The 25293-nt window shown below is 40.2% G+C and carries 6 protein-coding genes and 1 pseudogene; all 7 read right to left on the minus strand.

The genetic code is table 11. From position 1 onward, the window contains the following. Positions 1-4: 4 nt before the first annotated feature. The 7 genes and pseudogenes from V7K36_RS03090 to V7K36_RS03120 all read right to left on the minus strand — a co-directional run bounded on the left by V7K36_RS03090 (position 5) and on the right by V7K36_RS03120 (position 25271). On the minus strand, positions 5-5887 hold the full coding sequence (locus tag V7K36_RS03090) for an ATP-binding sensor histidine kinase (protein WP_335113101.1): 5883 nt from the start codon (positions 5885-5887) through the stop codon (positions 5-7). A 73-nt stretch (positions 5888-5960) separates the two neighbouring features. Next, on the minus strand, positions 5961-11822 hold the full coding sequence (locus V7K36_RS03095; protein ID WP_335113102.1) for an ATP-binding sensor histidine kinase: 5862 nt from the start codon (positions 11820-11822) through the stop codon (positions 5961-5963). Positions 11823-11896: 74 nt separating this feature from the next. Continuing rightward, positions 11897-17269: an ATP-binding sensor histidine kinase gene (locus tag V7K36_RS03100; protein ID WP_335113104.1), complete on the minus strand. Its 5373-nt coding sequence runs from the start codon at positions 17267-17269 to the stop codon at positions 11897-11899. 73 nt (positions 17270-17342) lie between these two features. Further along, a pseudogene (locus V7K36_RS03105) lies at positions 17343-19079 on the minus strand (ATP-binding protein); the annotation flags it as partial. Further along, positions 19036-19287, minus strand: a complete 252-nt coding sequence (locus tag V7K36_RS03110) for a hypothetical protein (protein WP_335113106.1) — start codon at positions 19285-19287, stop codon at positions 19036-19038. The gene V7K36_RS03110 and the pseudogene V7K36_RS03105, both read right to left, overlap by 44 nt. A gap of 132 nt (positions 19288-19419) precedes the next feature. Beyond that, a complete protein-coding gene (locus V7K36_RS03115) occupies positions 19420-23835 on the minus strand; it encodes an ATP-binding protein (RefSeq protein ID WP_335113108.1) in 4416 nt (1471 codons plus the stop codon). Then, the gene (locus V7K36_RS03120; RefSeq protein ID WP_335113110.1) at positions 23808-25271 is read right to left on the minus strand and encodes an ATP-binding protein; all 1464 of its coding nucleotides are present in this window, start codon (positions 25269-25271) and stop codon (positions 23808-23810) included. The genes V7K36_RS03115 and V7K36_RS03120 overlap by 28 nt, the downstream gene beginning before the upstream one ends. Positions 25272-25293: the final 22 nt, after the last annotated feature.

A 25293-nucleotide genomic window follows, 5' to 3' on the forward strand; every position in this document is an offset into this window, starting at 1 on the left:
TTTTTTAGAACTTCATTTCAATTACAAACTCTGTACCCTGACCTAGAACAGAGTTAAAACTCAATTTTCCGCCGTGGGTTAATTCAACAATTTGACGCGCGATCGCTAATCCTAATCCCGTTCCTTTACCCACAGATTTTGTGGTAAATAAGTGGTCAAAAATCTTTTGTTTCACTGATTCATTCATCCCCTGAGCATTATCAGCAATGGCAATTTTAACTAAATCATTTTCGACTGAGGTTGTAATTGTAATGCAGTTAGGATTGGCTTTAATTTCCTGAAAAGAGTGTCCATGATTAGATTCATCTAAGGCATCAATAGCATTAGCTATAATATTCATAAATACCTGATTTAATTGACCAGGAAAACATTCTACTTGAGGGAACTTACCGTAGTTGGTGACAACTTCAATCGCGGGGCGTTGTTCATTCGCCTTGAGACGATGTTTCAAAATTAAAATTGTGCTATCAATGCCTTCATGAATATTAAATTGTACTTTGTAATCTTGATCGGCGCGGGAGAAAGTGCGGAGACTGGTGCTGATATTTTTGAGGCGATCGCACGCCATCACCATTGAATCAATTGCCTTGGGTAAGTCTTCTAAGCTATAATCCAAGTCGATTTCTTCAGCATGAGTGAGAATTTGATCACTCGGATTTGGTAGACTTGATTGATATAGTTTCAAGTGTTCAACAATATCTGCAACGGTAGGTTTAGCTTGTTTGAGGCTAGCAGAAATAAAGCCCAAAGGATTATTCATTTCATGGGCTACCCCTGCGACTAAATTACCCAATGCAGACATTTTCTCACTCTGAACAATTTGTAATTGCGCTTGTTGTAAGTCTTCTAAGGCTGTTCCGAGTACTTGAGATTTTTCTGTTAACGCTGACTCAGCTTGTTTGCGATCGCTAATATTAATAGTTGTCCCGACTAGGCGATAAACTTTGCCCGTCTCGTCTTTTAATGGACTGAGTGTGGTTAACCACCAAGTTTTTTGGTCATTAAATGTTAGACATTCTTCATAGGTGATGGGTATTTCGGTTTGGAAACAACGCAGATATTTTTGCTCCACTGCTGCACCTTCATCAGCAGCCATGAATTCTTGGGGAGTTTTACCCAGCACTTCTGAAGCAAGTATACCAACCCCTAGTTCGCAAGATTTGCTCCATCCTGTGTACTCAAACCTACCATTATCCTGGACATCAATTACAAAGATCAGACAGCCAACACCTTCGTAAATACTACTGAGAAACTTTTCTCGCTCCTGGAGATGATCATATAATTGGGCATTTTCCAAAGAAATCGCAGCTTGAGTGCAGAGAAAATTTATCACAGAAAGGCGATCGCTAGTAAATACCCCTTGAGTCAGTTGATTTTCTAGGTAAAGAATCCCCACCAAACGCCCTTGATTAAGAATCGGGGTACATAATACACTCTGGGGTTGTGAGGAGTGCATATATTCCCCAATCAACCCAATAATATCTGTTTTGCAATTGTCTATAACAACTGTTTGCTTGGTATTTTTGACGTAATGGATAATGTTTACGGGAATATCTTGACAATTGTCTAGTGATTGTGAGCCAAGAATGGTTTGGATATCAATCTGGAAATTTGACTCTTGATCGATAAAAGTAATTGCCCGTACTTGCCAAGTATCTTCTTGGGGAAGCAGCAGTACAGCTTTTCTTCCGCCAGAGTTTTCTAGGATAATACGAGTGAGGTTGGCAATCAGTTCATCTAATTCGATGCTAATGGAGATAGCTTGAGCGGCTTTCAGGACAGAGGTAAAATCCAGAATATCGGAAATACTGGTGCTGTCAGAGCTAGAAGTGCGAGTAGATGAAAAAGTACCAGAAAAAGCGATAGATTCTAGGGAATTGAGTTTAAGTTGTTGCTGTTCCCGGATGGATTGAAGTAGTTGGGGATAGCGTTTTTCTAAGTCATCAACTTTGGCTTTAGCACCCCAACGGGCATAACAATAGTAAGCTTCTTGCATATATTCACGAGCGATTTTTTCTTTGCCCCAGTCGAGATAGAATTTGGCTGCTAGTTCATTGCTAAGTGCTTCTTCTTGGATGTAGCCGTTTTCTTTAGCTCCCGATATGGCGCGATCGTATAAGTCTATTGCTTCTACTTTGTTACCTAATACGCGCTGCCGTTCTGCTTCTACCAAATGAAATTTGTGCAGAAAGTTCATAGGGGCGTGATTTGCCCAAAGGCGCAGATTTTGCTGATTATGATCTATCTGCTGACAGTAATTTTGTCGTGTATTTCCATCAACCATTTCGCAACATTTTAATAATGACAATGACCAAAATAAATTGTGGATAAACACTGAAAATACACCAGGAATTGGCAAGGTATGCGGGTATGCTAAATTCCCATTTTCGAGAGCCTGACTATATTCACCATAAAGATAGTGAAGAATTAGTTTCGATACATAAATAGCAACTAAAGGATTATGGCTATTATCTTGGATTAGTTGAGATAGTCTCTGATCTTCATTAAAACTATCACCGATCAAATGCACTCGGTCTTTCCCTAGATTCAATAAGTTGTCCGTTAATTGTTTCCAAATACTACCGAATTCTCTGCAAAACTCTTGTGCGATTTCTTGACCAGCAATCTGAATGTACTTCTCTTGTTTTCGATGAACTTCTGGTAAGTATTCACCTACCCATAACGGATGATGACATAAATGCATTGCGGCATAGCCAGCGTACTCAGCATCACCATTATCTAATCCATCTTTTAATGCTTCTAACAATGATGGTGGTGTATTGTTTAAATGCTCTTTCCAATGCTGAATATGGGCTGCAAAGAGGAGATTAACTTTACACTTAAACTCCCGGCTATCATAAATTTCTAGGAGTTTTAAAGAAATTTTCCCAGCATGATAGCCATCTTTAATCTCCCCTTGACCACACTTGAGCCAACCGTAAGCAGCATAAGCATAACAAGCAAACTTTGACCTGCCAAATTCTAAAGACAGGTTAATCAGTGTGAGAACAAATTCTGCAAATCTGTTCGTAGTCAAAAATACTGCTGGCAGAACACTAATCAACATTTGCATTGCTGCAATTTTCTCGGGATTAGTCATTTCTCCCAGACTTTCAATATCAGACAGTGTAGGTAATTTAACACCTTTTTTCACTGATTCTGGACTGGCAATCTGAACCTTTAATTCATCTAGAATTTGCAAACCTAATTCTAGGGAATTATGCAATCGGTTTTGTGCTGTAAGATATTGAATCTTTAAGTCATAAATTTTAACTTTGTCTAAAATTGTCTGTGCTGCTTGCAACACCTTTGCTGCTAGATGTTCCATTCTGTCAAATTTGCTATTCAAATAGGCAGCTTCAGTAGCTGCAACATAGAGGTTTAGGGTCAATTCATACTGATGAAGCCAACAGTTGCTATCTAGTAGCTCAATTCCTGTTTCTAGATAATCTCCTGCTGCTGCGTAAGCTGTGGAATTTCTAGCTTTACGGCCGACTTTTAAGTTCATTTTAGCTAATGCTTCTCGTTCACTTGCTTGAGTAATAAACTCCTGTCCCTTGTTCAAATGCTCGACAATATCAAACAGTTTTTCGTCTTGCTCTATCGAAGAGTAATTTTCGAGGAGTAGCTGTCCAATTTTTAGATGAGTTGCTATTTTTTGGTCAGCAGCAATCAGTGAATAAGCCGCTTGCTGTACTCGGTCATGTAAAAATTTGTAAGAAATTGTCATTTTTTCATTGTCATTGGCCATTTGTTTTTGACCATCTACTAATGACATAGGCGCTTCGCCTTCCCGTAGAGTATGACTAATGACAAACAACTCTTGTTGATAAAACTTATAAACATCACTAATCGGTAAAATTAAACCGAATTGTAAAGCTTTCCACAAATCAGCAGCCGTTTCTACCTCTGACTGTTGCGAAACAATTGCCAAAGTTGCTAAATCAAACTGATTACCAATACAGGCGGCTAACTGCAATATGTCTTGAGTTGATGGCGGCAGTCTTCGCAATTGAAGTGCCATAAAAGCAACAACGTCATCTGTAACCGCTTGCTGACTGACTTGTGCAATGTCACATTCCCAACAACCCGACTGAAAATCAAATTTAATCAGCCGATCTTGATGCAATGCTTTGAGACACTGGATAGCAAAAAACGGATTACCTTGAGTTTTCTGAGATACCAGTTGAGAAAGAGGCAAGGCTAAATTTTCTGTACATTTAAGTGTGTCAGCAACTAACTGATTCATTTTTATTTGACTCAGCGGTGCTAAAGTAATCGTATTAATCGTGAAGAGTGTTTTAGCAATTTCACTCAAAGTCAACATTAACGGATGTGCTGGGTTGACTTCGTTATCACGATATGCACCAATGATCAAAAGATGCCTTGTATCAGCCATTAATAACTGCATTAACTTCAGCGATGCCAAATCAGCCCATTGCAAATCATCTAAAAATATCACTAATGGATGCTCTAAGCTGGTAAAGACTTGAGTAAACTTTTGCAACAAGAAATTAAATCTATTTTGTGCCGCACTTCCTGATAATTCTATGGCAGGTGGTTGGATACCAATAATTCTTGATAATTCGGGAATGACTTCAATAATTACTTGTCCGTTCTCACCAACAGCTGATAAAATTTTACTTTTCCATTGCTGGATTTCAGTATCGCTTAGAGTGAGCAATTGCCCCATTAAATCTCGGAATGCTTGCACAAATGCACTGAAGGGAATATTTCGCCCAAATTGGTCATATTTACCTTTGATAAAATAACCACGTTGACGAACAATGGGTTTATGAACTTCATTAACAACCGCAGTTTTACCAATACCCGAAAAACCAGCTACCAGCATCATTTCAGTTGCACCTTTGCTGACTCGCTCAAATGCTTGGAGTAAGGTTTCTACTTCGGCTTCTCGTCCATAAAGTTTGTCGGGGATAATAAAGCGATCGCACACATCCCGTTGAGCAATTGGGAAGTCCTCAATCTCACCAGTTTCTTGGAGTTGAGTTAAACAATTTTCTAAATCAGATTTCAGTCCTAATGCACTTTGATACCGATCTTCAGCATTTTTCGCCATCAATTTCATCACGATGTCACAGAGAACTTGGGGAATATGAAAAGAAACCTCACCCGCCTTCGGCACGCTCTCCTTAGCAAGGAGAGGGTTGGGGTGAGGTTGATTCATATCTGGTGGAAGTTTGGCAATATGACAATGCACTAACTCCATCATATCGTTTGATTGAAATGGTAACTCTCCTGTAAGTAATTCATAGAAAGTGACACCCAGTGAATAAAAATCAGTCCGGTAGTCAATCGCCCGATTCATCCTTCCAGTTTGTTCAGGTGAAATATAACCAAGTGTCCCTTCCAACACATTGGGACTGATCAGCGTTTGAGTTTCTCGTGGTAGTAGGGATGCAATACTAAAATCAATTAATTTTACTTGTTTGGTTTCTGGATTAATTAGAATATTTGCGGGTTTGATATCTTTATGAATAATCCGAGCGCGGTACAGTATATCTAAGGTGTCGCATAGTGCGATCGCTATCTGGAAAAAGTCTGTGAGATTTCGTAGGTTTTCCCCTGTTCCCCATTCTTTCAGAGAAATCCCCCCAAAGTCTTCCATCACCAACGCATAGCCATTTTGATACGCTTGGAGGCTATAAGTTTGGATGATTAGAGGTGAGTTGAGATTTTTGGCAATGGTGTATTGATTGCGAAACTGCATCAGTTCGCTAAAACCCGGATATGGATTTTTCAGCAGTTTAATCACTACTCTTAAGGAGTCAGTTTCTCGATAACCGCGATAAACTAGGGTTCTCGAACCATTATAAAGTTGTTCATTAGCTTGATATCCGGGAATACTAACTAGAGTGGTAACCATATTGCTAAATCCTGACGATTCCAGGTTTAGTGTTCCCAGATATGTGAGTTGTTTACCAACAATCTTCAAAACTTTACAGTGGAATTTCAATGAAAAATTTTGTACCCTCACCCAGAACAGAGTTAAAACTCAATTTGCCACTGTGGGTTTCTTCGACGATTTGACGAGCGATCGCTAATCCTAATCCCGTCCCTTTACCCACAGCTTTTGTAGTAAATAATTGGTCAAAAATCTTTTGTTTTGCTGACTCATTTATCCCCTTGCCATTATCAGCAATAGCAATTCTCACGCCTTCATTTTCCAGGGAGGTTTTAATTATAATTCGGTTGGGATTGGTCTTAATTTCCTCAAAACTCCGTCCCGTATTTGATTCATCCAGCGCATCGATGGCATTTGCCAGAATATTCATAAATACCTGATTTAATTGCCCAGGAAAACATTCAACCTGGGGGAAATTACCATAATCAGTTATCACTTCAATTGCTGGACGTTGTTCGTTTGCTTTCAGGCGATGTTTGAGAATTAAAATCGTACTATCGATACCTTCGTGGATGTTAAATCGGACTTTATAATCTTTATCAGCACGCGAAAAAGTGCGGAGACTAGTGCTGATATTTTTGAGGCGATCGCACGCCATCACCATTGAATCAATAATCTTAGGTAAGTCTTCTAAGCTATAATTCAAGTCGATTTCTTCGGCATGATCGATAATTTGACCACCCGGATTTGGAAGACTTGATTGATAGAGTTTCAAGTGTTCAACAATATCTGCAAGACTAGGTTTAGCTTGTTGAAGGCTGGCATAAATAAAGCCCAAAGGATTATTCATTTCATGAGCTACCCCAGCAACTAAATTACCCAGTGCCGACATTTTCTCACTTTGAACGATTTGCAGTTGTGCTTGTTGTAATTCTTCTAAAGCTTTTTTCAATTCTTGGGATTTTTGAAAAACAGCAGCTTCAGCTTGTTTGCGTTCTGTGACATCTAACAACAAGCCATCCCAAATAATTGTGCCATCAGCTTGTTTAATTGGACGGGATGCAGCTTGAATCCATTTTACTTTACCGGAAGGGGTGATAATTCGTCCTTCATATCGCCAAGGCTCCAAAGTTTGAGCAGAAATGGTAACAGACTCTTGAAAATGTGCCATGTCCTCTGGGGAAACCGCAGATATTAAGCTGCTAGCATCAGCCACCGCCTGCTCTGGTGGGATTTCGTAAATTTCATAACAACCAGTACTAACGTAGTTGAATCTGGATATACCATCTGGTAAGAGCTGGAATTGATAAATCATCCCCGGAACATTCTCCGCTAGGCGATGGAAACGAGCTTGACTGCCCTGTAGATCAGTGTACAATTGAGCATTTTCTAGGGATATTGCAGCTTGAGTACAAAGTAAGTTAATCACGCTAAGGCGATCGCTGGTAAACACTCCTGGAGTCAGTTTATTTTCTAAGTAAATAATACCTACCAAATGTCCTTGATTAATAATCGGGGTACATAATACACTCTGGGGTTTTGTTCGGTACATATATTCCCCAATTACACCAGGAATATCTGTTTGCAAGTTATCGATCACAACTGTTTGTTGGGTATTTTTGACGTAATTGATAATATTTACGGGAATATCTTGACAAGTATCTAGTGCTTGTGAATTAACAATGGTTTGTATCTCAATATAAGAATTTGATCCATGATTAATAAAGGTAATTGCCTTAACTTGCCAAGTATCTCCTTGAGGAAGAATGAGTGCAGATTTTTTCGCGCCAGAGTTTTCTAGGATAATGCGGGTGAGAGTGGTAATGAGTTGATCTATTTCTAGAGAACTGGAGATAGCTTGAGAGGCTTTGAGGACAGAGGTAAAATCTAGAACATTGGAAATATTGGTGCTACTAGTGCTAAAAGTGTAAGTAGATGAAAAAGTCCCAGAAAATTCAATAGTTTCTAGGGGGTTGAGGTTAATTCTTTGCTGTTGCAGGATGGGTTGCAACAGTTTGGGATAGTATTTTGTTAAGTCATCCGTTTTGGCTTTCGCACCCCAGCGAGCATAGCAGTAGTATGCTTCTTGCATATATGCTTGAGCGACTTTTTGTTTACCCCAGTCGAGGTAGAATTTTGCTGCAAGTTCGTTGCTCAATCCTTCTTCTTGGATGTAGCCATTTTCTTTAGCAAGAGAAATCGCCAGGTCATAATTTTTCATTGCTTCTAAATATTCACCAAGAACTCGATGTCGTTCTGCCTCCACTAGATAAAATTTGTGTAGATGATTCGTCGGGTTATAACTTGTCCATTCTTGCATCTTTTTCTGATTAGCTGCGACTTGTTGCAGGATATTTTCTTGCTCAAATTTAGGATGGTTAGGCAAAACAGTTAAGCAAGTCAGAGAAGCATAAAAATAGAATACAGGAATATTAAACATTCCTTTTCCCGCAGAGGCATAATGTTTTGCCCGTTCGATATACTCAAGCGCTGCCTCAAATTCTTGAAAAAAATAACACAGAATTAACTTGTTTAAAAAGAAATGCCATAATCCTGTTTTGTCATCTATCTGCTGATATCGTGCTAAAAGTTCCTGTTCTTTATCTGCTTCACCAAGCAACAGAAATGGACTTGCCGTTTGACCTAGCAAATTCAAAATTGACTGTCGATAAAGTTCATTGTAGTTGAGCTGCGTTTGCTGATTAATTTGTTCTAATACCTTGCTATAGGCTGTCATTTCTTGTTCTAGCTCAGATAACTCATAACCCATAAAATAGGCATGGAAGCCGTAAGCATAAGCTGCGTAGCCCAAGACCATTAAATTTCCACTTTCCCAACCACTAGAGTAAGCATTTTGCAGCAGCTTTAAGGTTTCTCTGACATGAATTTTCCAATGAATTATAAAAGTAGAGGTTACAAATAAGACTCTAGCTTCAATCTTTTTTTCTTTGAATTTAGATAATAAATTCAACGCCAATTGACCAAATTCATAGCCCTGCTCAATATCGCCAGCAACAGCACAAAGAAATAATCCGTAGCTAGAGTAGCCTAATGCAGAAAGAGGTGCATTTCCATAAATCATTGATAGATTCATCTGTGTCATGATTATCAATGAATTGAGATTTGGTTTTGTCAAATAAGCAGGGACCAATATTTCATTGAGAATTTGCATCACTGACAAAATTTGAGGATTCGTCATCTCTGGTAGATTTAGCAGATCCGTAGGTTTCTTACTACCTAAAAGAGCTTGTGTTTGTTGACTCGCCCGTGCAACATCTTCTAAATCTGGTGATTCAGGGAGATCGATCTCAAATTGCTTTAATATCGTCAATCCAGTGTTGATGGCTTCGAGTAGCTGACCCTGTGATGTGTACACATTAATTCTCACACCATACACTTTGACTGTATCCAATGCTGTTTTTGCCTGTTGCAGTACCACTTCTACAAGCTGTTCCATTTCATCTATATCAGTATTGAGATAGGCTGCCTCCACTGCTTCAACGTATAAATTTAGTGTTAGATTATACTGACTTTGCCAGCGATCGCCTGCTAAGAGATTGCGCCCAACTGCAAAGTATTTAACCGCCGCATTATAAGCAGTAGAATTTTTAGCTTTGCGCCCAGCGATTAAATTTAACTTTGCTAATTCCTCTCGTGCTGTCGGCTGTTCAATTAATTCGACAGCAACATTGATTTGATTAACAATCTGAAAAATTCGTTCTTCTTGTTCACTCTCAGATGTGTTCTTCAGTAACTGTTGACCAATCCGATGATGAGTTGTTTTCTTTTGCTCATCTGGAATCAGAGAATAAGCAGCTTGTTGGACGCGATCGTGCAAAAAATTGTATTTGACAGTCTGATAAATTTCTTGAGTAACTGCAAGACTATCTTGCCCGACATAAAATTTATAAATATTATCAGTAGGCAAAATCAACCCTTCTTGTAAGGCTTTCCACAAACAAGCTGCTGTTTCTATCTCTGATTTTTCCCAAACAATAGCCAAAGTTCCTAAATCAAACTGATTTCCAATACAAGCAGCTAACTGCAATATATTTTGAGTTGATGACGGCAGTCTTCGCAATTGAAATGCCATAAAAGCAACAACATCATCTGTCACCGCTTGCTGAGTCACTCGTGTAATATCACATTCCCAACAGCCTAACTCAAAGCTGAACTCAATTAATTTATCTTGATGCAATGCTTTGAGAAATTGTGTAGCGAAAAACGGATTACCTTGAGTTTTCTGAGATACTAGTAAAGAAAGAGGCAGAGCTAAATTTTCTGAACACTTAAGTGTGTCAGCAACCAAGTAATTCACTTGCACTTGACTCAGTGGTGCTAAAGTAATCGTATTAATCATGAAGAGTGCTTTTTCGATTTCACTCAAGGTCAACATTAACGGATGTACTGGATTTACTTCGTTATCACGATACGCACCAATGATCAAAAGATGCCCTGTATCAGTCATTAATAGCTGGATTAACTTTAACGATGCTGAATCTGCCCATTGCAAATCATCTAAGAATATTACTAATGGATGTTCGGTAATAGTAAAGACTTGGGTGAACTTTTGGAACAATGAATTAAAGCGATTTTGTGCCGCAGTTCCTGATAATTCAGGTGCTGGTGGTTGGATACCAATAATTCTTTTTAATTCCGGAATTACTTCAATAATTACCTGCCCATTTTCCCCGACAGCTTTTAAAAGCTTACTTTTCCATTCCTGGGTTTGAGCATCGCTTTCTGTGAGCAATTGCCCCATTAAATCTCGGAATGCTTGCACAAACGCACTGAAGGGAATATTTTGTTGAAACTGGTCATATTTCCCTTTAATAAAATAACCACGTTGACGAACAATGGGTTGATGAACTTCGTTAACAACCGCAGTTTTCCCAATACCCGAAAAACCAGCCACCAGGATCATTTCAGTTGCACCTTTGCTGACTCGCTCAAATGCTTGGAGTAAGGTTTTTACTTCTGTTTCTCGTCCATAAAGTTTATCAGGGATAATAAAGCGATCGCACACATCTGTTTGTGCAATTGGAAAACTCTCAATTTTGCCAGTTGACTGAAGTTGAGTTAAACAATTTTCTAAATCATATTTCAGTCCTAATGCACTCTGATAGCGTTCTTCGGCATTCTTCGCCATCAATTTCATCACGATGTCACAGAGAACTTGGGGAATATGAAAAGAAACCTCACCCGCCTTCGGCACCCTCTCCTTGCTAAGGAGAGGGGTGGGGTGAGGTTGATTCATATTTGGTGGAAGTTTGGCAATATGACAATGCACTAACTCCATCATATCGTTTGATTGAAATGGTAACTCTCCTGTGAGTAATTCATAAAAAGTTACACCCAAAGAATAAAAATCTGTGCGATAGTCTATCCCCCGATTCATTCTTCCAGTTTGTTCTGGGGAAATATAAGCGAGTGTCCCTTCTAACACATTGGGACTGATTAGTGTTTGAGTTTCCCGTGGTAGTAGAGATGCAATACTAAAGTCAATTAATTTAATTTGTTTTGTTTCTGGATTAATTAAAATATTTGCGGGTTTAATATCTTTATGAATAATCCGATCGCGGTAGAGTATATCTAAGATATTGCACAGTGCGATCGCTATCTGTAAAAACCCCGTGAGATTTCGTAGACTTGACCCTATTCCCCATTCTTTAAGAGAAATCCCCCCGAAGTCTTCCATTACCAATGCATAGCCATTTTGGTAAGGTTCTAGCCTGTAAGTTTGGATGATTAGGGGTGAGTTAAGATTCTTGGCAATGGTGTATTGATTGCGAAACTGCACCAGTTCGCTAAAACCCGGATATGGATTTTTCAGCAGTTTAATCACTACTCTTAATGAGTCAGTTTCTCGATAACCGCGATAAACTAGGGTTCTCGAACCATTGTATAGTTCTTCACTGATACGATATCCGGGAATATTGACTCTTGTGCTAACCATATTGCTCAATCCTAACAATTTCTGGATTTATTATTCCCAGATATCTGAAGTTATTTACTAAAAAGAACCAAAAATTATACTGGAATTTCAATGAAGAATTTTGTACCCTCACCCAGAATAGAGTTAAAACTCAATTTGCCATTGTGGGTTTCTTCAACGATTTGACGAGCGATCGCTAATCCTAATCCCGTCCCTTTCCCCACACCTTTTGTAGTAAATAAATGGTCAAAAATCTTTTGTTTCACTGATTCATTCATCCCCTTACCGTTATCAGCAATAGCAATTTTCACGCCTTCATTTTCCAGAAAGGTTTTAATTGTAATTCGATTGGGATTGGACTTAATTTCCTGAAAACTCCGTCCCGTATTTGATTCATCCAGCGCATCAATGGCATTTGCCAGAATATTCATAAATACCTGATTCAATTGTCCAGCAAAACACTCAATCTTAGGTAAATTGCCATAGTCAGTTATCACTTCAATTGCTGGATGTTGTTCGTTTGCTTTCAAACGATGTTTGAGAATTAAAATTGTGCTATCAATGCCTTCATGGATATCAAACGGCACTTTGTAATCTTTATCAGCGCGGGAGAAAGTTGTTAAACTAGTACTAATGTTGTGAAGGCGATCGCACGCCATTGTCATAGAATCAATCATCTTAGGTAAATCTTCTAAGCTATAATCCAAGTCGATTTCTTTGGCATGGTCGATAATTTCATCACTCTTGTTGGGAAGACTTGATTGATAGAGTTTCAAGTGTTCAACAATATCCGTAAAGCTGGGTTTAGCTTGTTGAAGGCTGGCATAAATAAATCCTAAAGGATTATTCATTTCATGTGCTACCCCTGCCACTAAGTTACCCAGTGCCGACATTTTCTCACTTTGGACGATTTGTAATTGTGCCTGTTGTAAATCTTGTAATGCTTGCCCAGCTTGTTGATAAAGTCGAGCATTCTCTAGGGATATTGCAGTTTGGGAAGAAAGTAGATTGATAACTTGCAGACGTTCGTTAGTAAATACCTCGCTTGTGAGTTTATTTTCTAAGTAAAGAATCCCTACCAAATGCCCTTGATTAATAATTGGTGTGCATAAAATACTTTTCGGTTGATACTCTAGCATATATTCCTCAATTACCCCAGGAATATCTGTTTGGCAATTATTTATAACAATGGTTTCTTGAGTATGTTTGACATAATTGATAATTTTTATAGGAATATCTTGACAAGTATCTAGTAATTGTGGATCAAGTATGGTTTGTATTTTCTGATGATGAATCAAGGTAATTGCTCGGACTTGCCAAGTGTTTTCTTGAGGAAGCAGCAGTACAGCTTTTTTGGCACCAGAGTTTTCTAAGATAATCCGGGTGAGACTGGCAATGAGTGTATCTAATTCCAGAGAACTGGAAATAGCTTGAGCGGCTTTCAGGGCGGAGGTAAAATCTAAAACGTCGGAAATATTAGTGCTGCCAGTGGTATTCGTGCGAGTAGATGAGAAAGTCTCATGAAAGCCAAGATTTTCTTGAGGGTTGAGGTTGAGTCGTTGCTGTTGCAGGATGACTTGAAGTAATTGGGGATAGCGTTGTTCTAGATCGGTAACTTTGGCTTTTGCTCCCCACCGAGAATAAGCATAGTAGGCTTCAATCAAATAATCTTTGGCAATGCGTTCTTTGCCCCATTCGAGATAGAATTTGGTGGCGAGTTCGTTGGCGAGAGCTTCTTCGTTGAGGTATTCGTGTTCCTTGGCAAGGGCGATCGCGCGATCGTAGTTTTCTATTGCTTCGGCTCTAGCCCCCAAGACCCGACACCGTTCTGCGACAATCAAGGCGCAGCGATGAGCCTGATTACTCGGTGCATAAGCTGCCCACCCACTGAGTTTTTCCAGGTTGGTAGCAACCCGTTCTAGAATGCTTGATTGGTCTGTTTCGCTGGCATCTGGATAAAGCGCTAATTGTACTAGCGCATCGTAGAAATGGAAAACCGGAACACCCATCAGTCCTGCCGTTCCACCCAAATACTGGGCTGCTTTATTGGCGTTTTCCAATGCTTGTTCATAGTCTTGGAACAGGTAGCAAAGTATCAGCTTATGGCGATAAACTTGGTGCAGTGCGGTTACTTCACCCGTTTTCTGGTAAAGCTGAATCATTTCACGCTCATCGCAGTATTCACCAACCAACCGATGTGGCTCTGTTGACGCCCCCAACAGATTCACGACTACCTGATGGTAAAGACTTTGCGTGTGGAGATAGGTATGCTGGCGCAGTTGCTGCATCACCTTGCGATGTTCTTCCATCACTAACTTGAGGGAAGACAGTTCCTGTCCACAGAAATAGGCATTAGAGTCATACACGAGTAGGCTGAGTGCTGCAAGATTGAGATTACCAATTTCTAATCCACTGGAATAGGCTTGCAGTAGTCCTGCCTGGCAGGTTTTTGCAGGTTCTTTCCAGTGTTTGAAGAAGCAGTTAAAGTCAAAAAGGGCTGTAGCAACAAGCTTGGGTGAGTGAAGGTGTTGCAGGAGGTTTATCCCCAGCTGCCCAAAGCAATAGCCTGCTTCAATATCACCTAATATGGCAATCAACATTAACCCATACAGACTGTAGCCATGAATTGAGTCTGGAGCATTTCCGTACTGCACCGATAGATCGAACTGGGCAAAGACTACCAGGGGCATCAGGTTTGGGGCAGCTTGATAAGCAGGCGACATGATGGTGGACAGAATCATCATTGCGGCTTTTTTATCCGGCGCAGTCATTTCCGGTAAATACAGCAAAGATTCCATCGATCTGTTGCTGAGTTGGATTTGGGTATGCTGGAGTGCCTGCCCAATGTCTGCCGGGGTAGGCTGTTCTGGCAAATGCACCCCCAGAGTTTCCAGTACTTCCCGCGCCAACTGCAACGCTTCTAAAAGTTGGTTTTGAGCCATGCAAGCCCGAATCTTCGTGTCGTAAACATTAACCCGATCAAGCCAAGAGCAGGCATGAGTGAGTACAACTTCTGCGAACTGCTCCATTTGTTCAAAGTTAGCGCCCAGGAAAGCACAATTAGCTGCACCTTCATACAGAACGAGGGCGAGAGTGTAGTGGCTCTGCCAGCAATTGCCCCTCAACAAAGAAATGCCTGTGTTGAAATAGTTTAAAGCCGCCCCATAAGCCGTTGCACCCTTAGCTTTCTGTCCAGCCATCAAGTTTAACTGCACGAGTTCCTGTTGCTCCGTCTCATCCTCAATCAGAGATATCCCCTTGTTGAGGTGGTTAACGATCGCAAAAATCTGCTTATCCTGTTGACTCGCACTGGTTGCTTGTTGCAGCAAACGTCCAATATTGAGGTGGGTGATTTGCTTTTGCTCTTCTGGAATCAGGGAATACGCCGCTTGCTGAACGCGATCGTGCAAAAAGCGATAAGTTGGATTAGCTGCTGCATCAGAAACCGACGCACTGTCAAACTGAATAAAAAATTTATAGATTTCCGTATTCGGAATAATTAAACCTTCTTGTAATGCTTTCCACAGTGCAGCAGCCGTATATAAAGGAAACTGCTGGGACACGATCGCCAATGTCGTCAAATCAAACTCTGCTCCAATACAAGCCGCCAACTTCAACACATCCTGAGTTTGTGTCGGCAACTTCTGCAATTGCAATGCCATAAACTCGACGACATCATCGGTGATCGCTAAAGCTCTGACTTGAGCAATATCACACTGCCAATGCCGTGCTTCCCAGTCAAAAGTAATTTGTTCTTCTTCATAGAGTGCCTTGAGAAACTGAGTCGCAAAAAAGGGATTACCCTTGGTTTTTTGGTATACCAGTTCGGTCAACGGTTGAGCCAGGGAGCGATCGCAATTCAACGTATCCGCCACCAACTGATTCAGATCAACTAGACTTAACGATTGCAGCGTAATGATATTGACCACTGCCCCAGTTTTGACGATCTCATCTACGGTTAGGATAAACGGGTGAGTCGGTGATACTTCATTATCCCGATACGCACCCAAGATTAATAAATGTCCTGTCTGTTCCATCAACAATTGTAGCAATTTCAGCGATGCCGAATCTGCCCATTGCAAATCATCCAAAAATATCACTAATGGATGTTCAAAACTTGTAAAGACTTGGGTAAACTTTTGGAACAATAAATTAAATCTATTTTGTGCCGCACTTCCTGATAATTCTGGAGCAGGTGATTGTTGACCAATAATTCTTGATAATTCGGGAATTACTTCAAGAATTACTTGTCCGTTCTCACCTACAGCCTCTAAAATCTTGCTTTTCCATTGTTGAATTTCTGCATCGCTTAGAGTTAACAATTGCCCCATCAAATTCCGAAACGCTTGTACAAATGCCGAAAAGGGAATATTTTTCTGAAATTGGTCAAATTTCCCTTTGATAAAATAACCGCGTTGACGCACAATCGGTTTATGAACTTCGTTAACTACAACTGTTTTACCAATACCGGAAAAACCCGCAACCAGCATCATTTCTGTTGCACCGAGGCTGACTCTTTCAAATGCTTGCAGTAGAATTTTTACTTCTGTTTCTCGTCCATAAAGTTTGTCGGGGATAATAAAGCGATCGCACACATCTTGTTGGGCGATTGAAAAACTCTCAATTCTGCCAGTTAACTGAAGTTGAGTTAAACAATTTTCCAAATCAAATTTAATTCCTAATGCACTCTGATATCTGTCTTCAGCATTCTTCGACATCAATTTCATGACGATATCTGAAATCACTTGCGGAATTTGGAATTGCTCCAAAGGAGCGGCAAGTTTTGCAATATGACAATGCACCATCTCCATCAGATTGTTTGATTGAAAGGGTAAATTTCCTATTAGTAATTCATAAAAAGTTACACCTAAAGAATAAAAATCTGTGCGGTAATCAATCCCCCGATTCATCCTTCCAGTTTGTTCTGGAGAAATATAAGCGAGTGTCCCTTCTAACACATTGGGACTGATCAGCGTTTGAGTTTCTCGTGGTAGTAAAGATGCAATACTAAAATCAATTAATTTTATTTGTTTGGTTTTGGGATTAATTAAAATATTGCTGGGTTTGATGTCTTTATGAATAATCTGCTCGCGGTATAGTATATCTAAGATATTGCATAGTGCGATCGCTACCCGTAAAAACTCCGTGATATTTCGTAGGCTTGACCCTATTTCCCATTCTTTAAGAGAAATTCCCCCAAAGTCTTCCATCACCAACGCATAGCCATTTTGGTAAGGTTCTAAGCCGTAAGTTTGGATGATTAGGGGTGAGTTGAGATTTTTGGCAATGGTGTACTGATTGCGAAACTGCACCAATTCGCTGAAACTCGGATAAGGATTTTTCAGTAGTTTAATCACTACTTTTAAGGAGTCAGTTTCTCGATAACCACGATAAACTAGGGTTCTCGAACCATTGTAGAGTTCTTCGCCTACTTGATATCCGGGAATATTGACAAGAGTGGTAATCATACTGCTAAATCCTTAAGACTTCTAGATTTAGTATTCCCAAATATCTGAGGTTGTTGAACAACAAAAGCAAAAATTATACTGGAATTTCAATAAAAAATTCTGTCCCCTCACCCAAAACAGAGTTAAAACTCAATTTGCCACCGTGGGTTGATTCAACGATTTGACGAGCGATCGCTAATCCTAATCCTGTCCCTTTACCCACACCTTTAGTAGTAAATAAGTGGTCAAAAATCTTTTGTTTCACTGATTCATTCATCCCCTGACCATTATCAGCAATGGCAATTTTAACTAAATCATTTTCGACCGAGGTTGTAATTTTAATGCAGTTAGGATTGGCTTTATTTTCCTGAAAAGAGTGTCCATGATTAGATTCATCTAAGGCATCAATAGCATTAGCTATAATATTCATAAATACCTGATTTAATTGACCAGGAAAACATTCTACTTGAGGGAAATTACCGTAGTTGGTGACAACTTCAATCTCAGGGCGTTGTTGATTCGCCTTGAGACGATGTTTCAAAATTAAAATTGTGCTATTAATGCCTTCGTGAATGTTAAATTTTACTTTGTAATCTTGATCGGCGCGGGAGAAAGTACGTAAACTGGTGCTGATATTTTTGAGGCGATCGCACGCCATGACCATTGAATCAATAATCTTGGGTAAGTCTTCTAAGCTATAATCCAAGTCGATTTTTTCGGCATGGTCGATAATTTCATCACCTGGATTAGGGAAACTTTCTTGATAAAGTTTTAAGTGTTTAACAATATCTGCAAGGTTGGGTTTAGCTTGTTGAAGGCTGGCATAAATAAATCCCAAAGGATTATTCATTTCATGGGCTACCCCTGCAACTAAGTTACCCAATGCAGACATTTTCTCACTTTGGACGATTTGCAGCTGTGCTTGTTGTAAGTCTTGTAGTGCTTGCCCAGCTTGTTGATAAAGTTGAGCATTCTCTAGAGATATTCCTACTTGGGAAGACAGTAAGTTAATCACGCTGAGGCGAGCGCTAGTAAATACCCCTTGAATCATTTGATTTTCTAGGTACAGAATCCCCACCAAATGCCCTTGATTAATAATTGGGGTACAGAATAGACTTTGGGGTTGATGTGACAACATATATTTCCCAGTTACCCCAGGAATATCTGTTTTGCAATTGTCTATCACAACTGTTTGTTGAGTATTTTTGACGTAATTAATAATTTTTACGGGAATATCTTGACAATTGTCGAGTGGCTGTTTTTCCAGAATGGTTTGTATTTGATTATCAGTAATAAAAGTAATTGCTCGTACTTGCCAAGTATCTTCATCGGGAAGCAGCAGTACAACTTTTCTCGCGCCAGAGTTTTCTAAGATAATCCGGGTGAGACTGGTGATGAGTGTATTTAATTCCAGAGAACTGGAAATAGCTTGAGCCGCTTTCAGGGCAGAGGTAAAATCTAAAATGTCGGAAATCTTGGTGCCGCCAGTGGGATTCGTGCGAGTAGATGAGAAAGTCTCATGAAAGTCAAGAGTTTCTTGAGGGTTGAGGTTAAGTCGTTGCTGTTGCAGGATGAGTTGAAGTAATTGGGGATAGCGTTGTTCTAGATCGGTAACTTTGGCTTTTGCTCCCCACCGGGAATAAGCATAGTAGGCTTGAATCAAATAATCTTTGGCGATGCGTTCTTTGCCCCATTGGAGGTAGAACTTCGCTGCTAGTTCGTTAGCGATCGCTTCTTCTTGAATATACTCGTTTGTTTTGGCTCCAGCGATCGCGCGATCGTAATGTTCACTGACCTCTGCATTTTGTCCCAATACTCGACACCGTTCTGCTGCGAGGTGAGTTGAGATTTTTGGCAATGGTGTACTGATTGCGAAACGACAAGAGTTCGCTGAAACTAGGATAAGGATTTTTCAGCAGTTTAATCACTACTCTTAACGAGTCAGTTTCTCGATACCCTGGATAAACTAGGGTTCTCGAACCATTGTATAGTTCTTTGTTAAGTTGATATCCGGGAATGCTGACTTTAGTGCTAACCATACTGCGCTCATGTTTAAGACTTCCAAATTTAGTGTTCCCGGATAGTGTAGTTGTTTACCAACAATCTTCAAAACTTTACAGTGGAATTTCAATAAAAAATTCTGTCCCCTCACCCAAAACAGAGTTAAAACTTCATTTTCCACTGTGGGTTTCTTCGACAATTTGACGAGCGATCGCTAATCCTAATCCCGTTCCTTTACCCACAGATTTTGTAGTAAATAAGTGGTCAAAAATCTTTTGTTTCACTGATTCATTCATCCCCTGAGCATTATCAGCAATAGAAATTTTCACGCCTTCATTTTTCAGGGATATTTTAATTATAATTTGGTTGGGATTGTCCTTAATTTCTGCAAAACTCCGTCCCGTATTTGATTCATCCAGCGCATCAATAGCATTTGCCAGAATATTCATAAATACCTGATTTAATTGTCCAGGAAAACACTCAATCTTAGATAAATTGCCATAATTGGTAATCACTTCAATTGCGGGACGCTGTTCGTTTGCTTTGAGGCGATGTTTGAGAATTAAAATCGTACTGTCGATACCTTCGTGGATATTAAAAGGCACTTTGTAATCTTTATCAGCACGGGAGAAAGTGCGGAGACTGGTGCTGATATTTTTGAGGCGATCGCACGCCATCACCATTGAATCAATTGCCTTGGGTAAGTCTTCTAAGCTATAATCTAAGTCGATGTCTTCAGCATGAGCGAGAATTTGATCACTGGGATTTTGTAAACTTTGTTGATATAGTTTCAAGTGTTCAACAATATCTGCAACGGTGGGTTTAGCTTGTTTGAGGCTAGCAGAAATAAAGCCTAAAGGATTATTCATTTCATGGGCTACCCCTGCAACTAAATTACCCAATGCAGACATTTTCTCACTCTGAACAATTTGTAATTGCGCTTGTTGTAAGTCTTCTAAGGCTGTTCCGAGTGCTTGAGATTTTTCTGTTAACGCTGACTCAGCTTGTTTGCGATCACTAATATTAATAGTTGTACCGACTAGGCGATAAACTTTGCCCGTCTCATCCTTTAATGGACTGAGTGTGGTTAACCACCAAGTTTTTTGGTCATTAAATGTTAGACATTCTTCATAGGTGATAGGTATTTCGGTTTGGAAACAATGCAGATATTTTTGCTCCACTGCTGCACCTTCATCAGCAGCCATGAATTCTTGGGGAGTTTTACCCAGCACTTCTGAAGCAAGTATACCAACCCCTAGTTCGCAGGATTTACTCCATCCTGTGTACTCAAACCTACCATTATCCCGGATATCAATCACAAAAACGAGACAGCCAACACCTTCGTAAATACTACTGAGAAACTTTTCTCGCTCCTGGAGATGATCATATAATTGAGCATTTTCCAAAGAAATCGCAGCTTGAGTGCAGAGAAAATTTATCACAGAAAGGCGATCGCTAGTAAATACCCCTTGAGTTAGTTGATTTTCTAGGTAAAGAATCCCTACCAAACGCCCTTGATTAATAATCGGAGTACAAAATACACTCTGGGGTTGATGTGACAACATATATTCCCCAATTAAACCAATAATATCTGTTTTGCAATTGTCTATAATAACTGTTTGCTTGGTATTTTTGACGTAATGGATAATGTTTACGGGAATATCTTGACAATTGTCTAGTAATTGTGTTTCGAGGATAGTTTGTATTTCCTCATGCTCAATAAAGGTAATTGCTCGTACTTGCCAAGTGTCGTCTTGGGCAAGAATTAGTGCAGATTTTTTCGCGCCAGAGTTTTCTAAGATAATACGCGTGAGACTGGCGATGAGTTGATCTAATTCTAGAGAACTGGAGATAGCTTGAGCTGCTTTGAGAACTGAGGTAAAATCTAGAACATCGGAAATATTGGTGCTGCCAGTGCTAGAAGTGCGAGTGGAAGAGGAAGTCCCGCGAAAAGCAATAGTTTCTAGGGGGTTGAGGTTGATTCGTTGCTGTTGCAGGATGGGTTGGAGTAGCTGAGGATAGCGTTTTTCTAAATCTTCCACTTTCGCTTTTGCTCCCCAGCGAGCGTAGCAGTAGTATGCTTGGTACATATATGCTTGGGCGACTTTTTCTTTGCCCCAGTCGAGGTAAAATTTAGCTGTCAGTTCGTTGCTAAGTGCTTCTTCATTAAGGTATTCGTTTTCTTTAGCGAGGGAGATGGCGCGATCGTAATGTTCAAGTGCTTCTGCTTTATTGCCCAACACTCGTTGTTTTTCAGCCTCAACTAAATGCCATTTATGCAGATGATTCATCGGAGCATTTTCTGCCCATTGATGCAAAGTGGTTTGATGGATTTCTACCTGGGCGAGAATTTCGGAAAGCTCAATTTCTGGCTGGGTAGAAAATAGTGCCAGGTGCGTCAGGGCTGCATAGAAATGCAAAATCGGAATAAAAACCAATCCCGATACTCCCATCAAATAGGGCTTGCCTTGGGTAATGTGGTCGAGGCCAGCCTGATAATTGCCATAGTAGTAGGCAAGCATCAGTTTGTAGATGTAGGAAAGGGCTATCAGGGTGAAATCGTTATTCTGCTGGTGCTTTGACAGCATCACCGTTTCATCGTAGATAGTACCAATTAAGCAATCTGGTTGGCTCACCGTTTCTCTCAAATGCTGCACTACTTGCCGCGTTATGTCCGAATGAGTACGCGCCGAGTCTTGTTTCAACTGAGTTAGGGTAGCACTGTAAGCGGCAAATTCGGGTTCCAAAGTGTCCAAGTCTATACCTGCAAAAAGCGCAATATTCATGTAAGATATAATGCTGTAGCCAGCAGAGAGAAAATCGCCTGTTTCGATGCCAGTGGTGTAGCCATCTTTTAGCGTCGGTATCGTTGCCCTCAGAGCTTCTTGGTGATGTTGGATGAAAGCCCCAAACAGATTTAGAGTGATGGGTTTCATTCCCTGGGCATTCAACCGTTCCAGCAACGAGAGTGCTAATCTACCAAATCCGTAGCCTGTTTCAACTTTGCCCAAAAATGCAGACAGCACCAGGCCATGAATTGCATATCCTGCCGTCGAGGCGGGTGCATTGCCAAACTGGAGCGACAACTTCACCATTGTCGCGCTCAACAGGGGCAGTAAACCTGGTATTCCCTGCAACACTGGTGGAAACAACATTCCTAACAGTTGTATTGCAGCTTGAGCGGTGGTTTCGCTCATCACTGGTAAATCAACCAGTTCGGCAATTTGTCTCCCCTGGAGTTGGTGGTTTAGGTCTTGTAAGGCTTTGCCAATCGTGGCTTCGTCTACTTCTTTCGGTAATTCTACCCCCAATTGGGCTAAAGCCTCTCTGCCAACCGCGATCGCCCCTAACATTTGACTCTGGGCTGTCTGTGCCGCGATTTGAATTTCGTAGATTTTCACCTTGTCCAAAATCGTCTGTGCTTGCTGCAAAAGTATAGCTGCTAGCTGTTCCATGCCCTCAAAGTCACCATTCAAATAGGCAATTTCCGCAGTTGCAACATACAGATTCAAAGTCAATTCATACTGATATTGCCAGCAGTTTGTTTGCAGTAGCTTCATCCCCCTTTGCAAATAAACCCTGGCTGCGGCGTAAGCTGTAGAATTTCTCGCCTTCACTCCAGCTTGCAAATTCAGTTGAGCTAATGCTTGGCGATTGCTTGGTTGAGTAATTAACTCTTTTCCTAAATTCAAATGCCCGACAATATCAAACAGTTTTTCCTCTTGTTCTATCAAAGAGGAATTTTTTAGAAGTAATTGTCCAATTTTGAGATGAGTTGCTTGTTTTTGGTTATCAGGAATTAGAGAATAGGCAGCTTGTTGCACTCTGTCATGTAAAAATTTATAATATACGGTCTTTTGTTCGCTATTTTCTAATGACAAATGACCAATGAATAATGACGAATCCTGATAAAATTTATAAACATCACTAATGGGTAAAATCAATCCTTCTTGTAAAGCTTTCCATAAACTAGCAGCAGTTTCAATTTCTGATTCTTCCGAAACAATTGCCAAAGTTGCTAAATCAAATTGATTCCCAATACAAGCGGCCAACTGCAACACATTTTGAGTTGATTGAGGCAGTCTTTGTAATTGAAATGCCATGAACTTAACGACATCATCTGTAACTGCCTGCTGATTTATTTGGGTGATATCACATTGCCACCCCCCCGTAGCTCCACCCCAGATGCTACAATGGGGGAGACCCCCGCAACGCACTGGCTCCCCTTGGTAAGGGGGGGTTGGAGGGGTGAATTCAATTAATCCATCTTGGTGTAATGCCTTGAGAAACTGTGTAGCGAAAAACGGATTACCTTGAGTTTTATGATATATCAATAGAGAAAGAGGCAAAGCTAAATTTTCTGAACACTTCAGCGTATCAGCAACTAATTGATTCACTTGCCCTTGACTCAGTGGCGCTAAACTAATCGTATTAATCGTGGCTGCTGTTTTTTGGATATCATTCAAAGTCAACATTAACGGATGTGCTGGGTTGACTTCGTTATCACGATAAGCACCAATTAAGAAAAGATGCTTTGTATCAGCTATTAATAACTGCATTAAATCAGTGATGCCGAATCTGCCCATTGCAAATCATCTAAAAACATCACTAATGGATGTTTGTCACTGGTAAAGACTTGGGTAAATTTCTGGAATAATAAATTAAATCGATTTTGTGCCGCAGTTCCTGATAATTCTGTAGCAGGTGGTTGTTGACCAATAATTCTTGATAATTCCGGGATGACTTCAATAATTACCTGTCCATTATCACCTACAGCCGCTAAAATCTTGGTTTTAAATTGCTGGATTTGAGCATCGCTTTCTGTTAATAATTGCCCCATTAAATCTCGGAAGGCTTGCACAAATGCACTGAAGGGAATATTGCGCCCAAATTGGTCATATTTCCCTTTGATAAAATAACCTCGTTGCCGCACAATGGGTTTATGAACTTCGTTAACTACAACGGTTTTACCAATACCGGAAAAACCCGCTACCAGCATCATTTCTGTCGCACCAAGGCTAACTCTTTCAAATGCTTGGAGTAAGGTTTCTACTTCTGTTTCTCGTCCATAAAGTTTATCAGGGATAATAAAGCGATCGCACACATCCCTACGCGCAATTGGGAAACTCTTAATTTCACCAGTTTCTTGGAGTTGAGTTAAACAATTTTCTAAATCAAATTTAATTCCTAATGCACTTTGATAGCGGGATTCGGCATTTTTCGCCATCAATTTAATTACGATATCACAGAGAACTTGGGGAATAGTCAAATCAACCTCACCCCAACCCTCTCCTTGGTAAGGAGAGGGTGCCGAAGACAGGTGAGGTTTATTCATATTTGGTGGAAGTTTTGCAATATGACAATGCACTAACTCCATCAGATCATTTGATTGAAAGGGTAACTCTCCTGTAAGTAATTCGTAGAAAGTTACACCTAAAGAATAAAAATCAGTCCGGTAGTCAATCCCCCGGTTCATTCTTCCTGTTTGTTCTGGAGAAATATAAGCGAGTGTCCCTTCTAACACATTGGCACTGATAAGCGTTTGAGTTTCTCGCGGTAATAAAGATGCAATATTAAAGTCAATTAATTTAACTTGTTTGGTTTCGGGATTAATTAGAATATTTGCGGGTTTGATGTCTTTATGAATAACGCGCTGATGATAGAGTATGTCTAAGGTATTGCACAGTGCGATCGCTATCTGTAAAAACTCCGTGAGATTTCGTAGGCTTGACCCTGTTCCCCATTCTTTAAGAGAAATCCCTCCAAAGTCTTCCATCACCAACGCATAGCTATTTTGGTAAGGTTCTAAGCTGTAGGTTTGGATGATTAGGGGTGAGTTGAGATTTTTGGCAATGGTGTATTGATTGCGAAACGATAAGAGTTCGCTGAAACTGGGATAAGGATTTTTCAGCAGTTTAATCACTACTCTTAACGAGTCAGTTTCTCGATACCCCCGATAAACTAGGGTTCTCGAACCATTATAAAGTTGTTCGTTAACTTGATATCCGGGAATAGTAACCATACTGCTAAATCCTGACGATTTC

It is taken from the genome of Nostoc sp., assembly GCF_036919555.1.
In the GTDB taxonomy this organism is placed as follows: Bacteria; Cyanobacteriota; Cyanobacteriia; order Cyanobacteriales; family Nostocaceae; genus Nostoc.

Coding starts and splice junctions, on each gene's coding strand:
- V7K36_RS03115 (WP_335113108.1), bottom strand. CDS start 23,835: ATGGGCAGATTCGGCATCACTGATTTAATGCAGTTATTAATAGCTGAT.
- V7K36_RS03090 (WP_335113101.1), bottom strand. CDS start 5,887: ATGGTTACCACTCTAGTTAGTATTCCCGGATATCAAGCTAATGAACAA.
- V7K36_RS03100 (WP_335113104.1), bottom strand. CDS start 17,269: ATGATTACCACTCTTGTCAATATTCCCGGATATCAAGTAGGCGAAGAA.
- V7K36_RS03095 (WP_335113102.1), bottom strand. CDS start 11,822: ATGGTTAGCACAAGAGTCAATATTCCCGGATATCGTATCAGTGAAGAA.
- V7K36_RS03110 (WP_335113106.1), bottom strand. CDS start 19,287: ATGGTTAGCACTAAAGTCAGCATTCCCGGATATCAACTTAACAAAGAA.
- V7K36_RS03120 (WP_335113110.1), bottom strand. CDS start 25,271: ATGGTTACTATTCCCGGATATCAAGTTAACGAACAACTTTATAATGGT.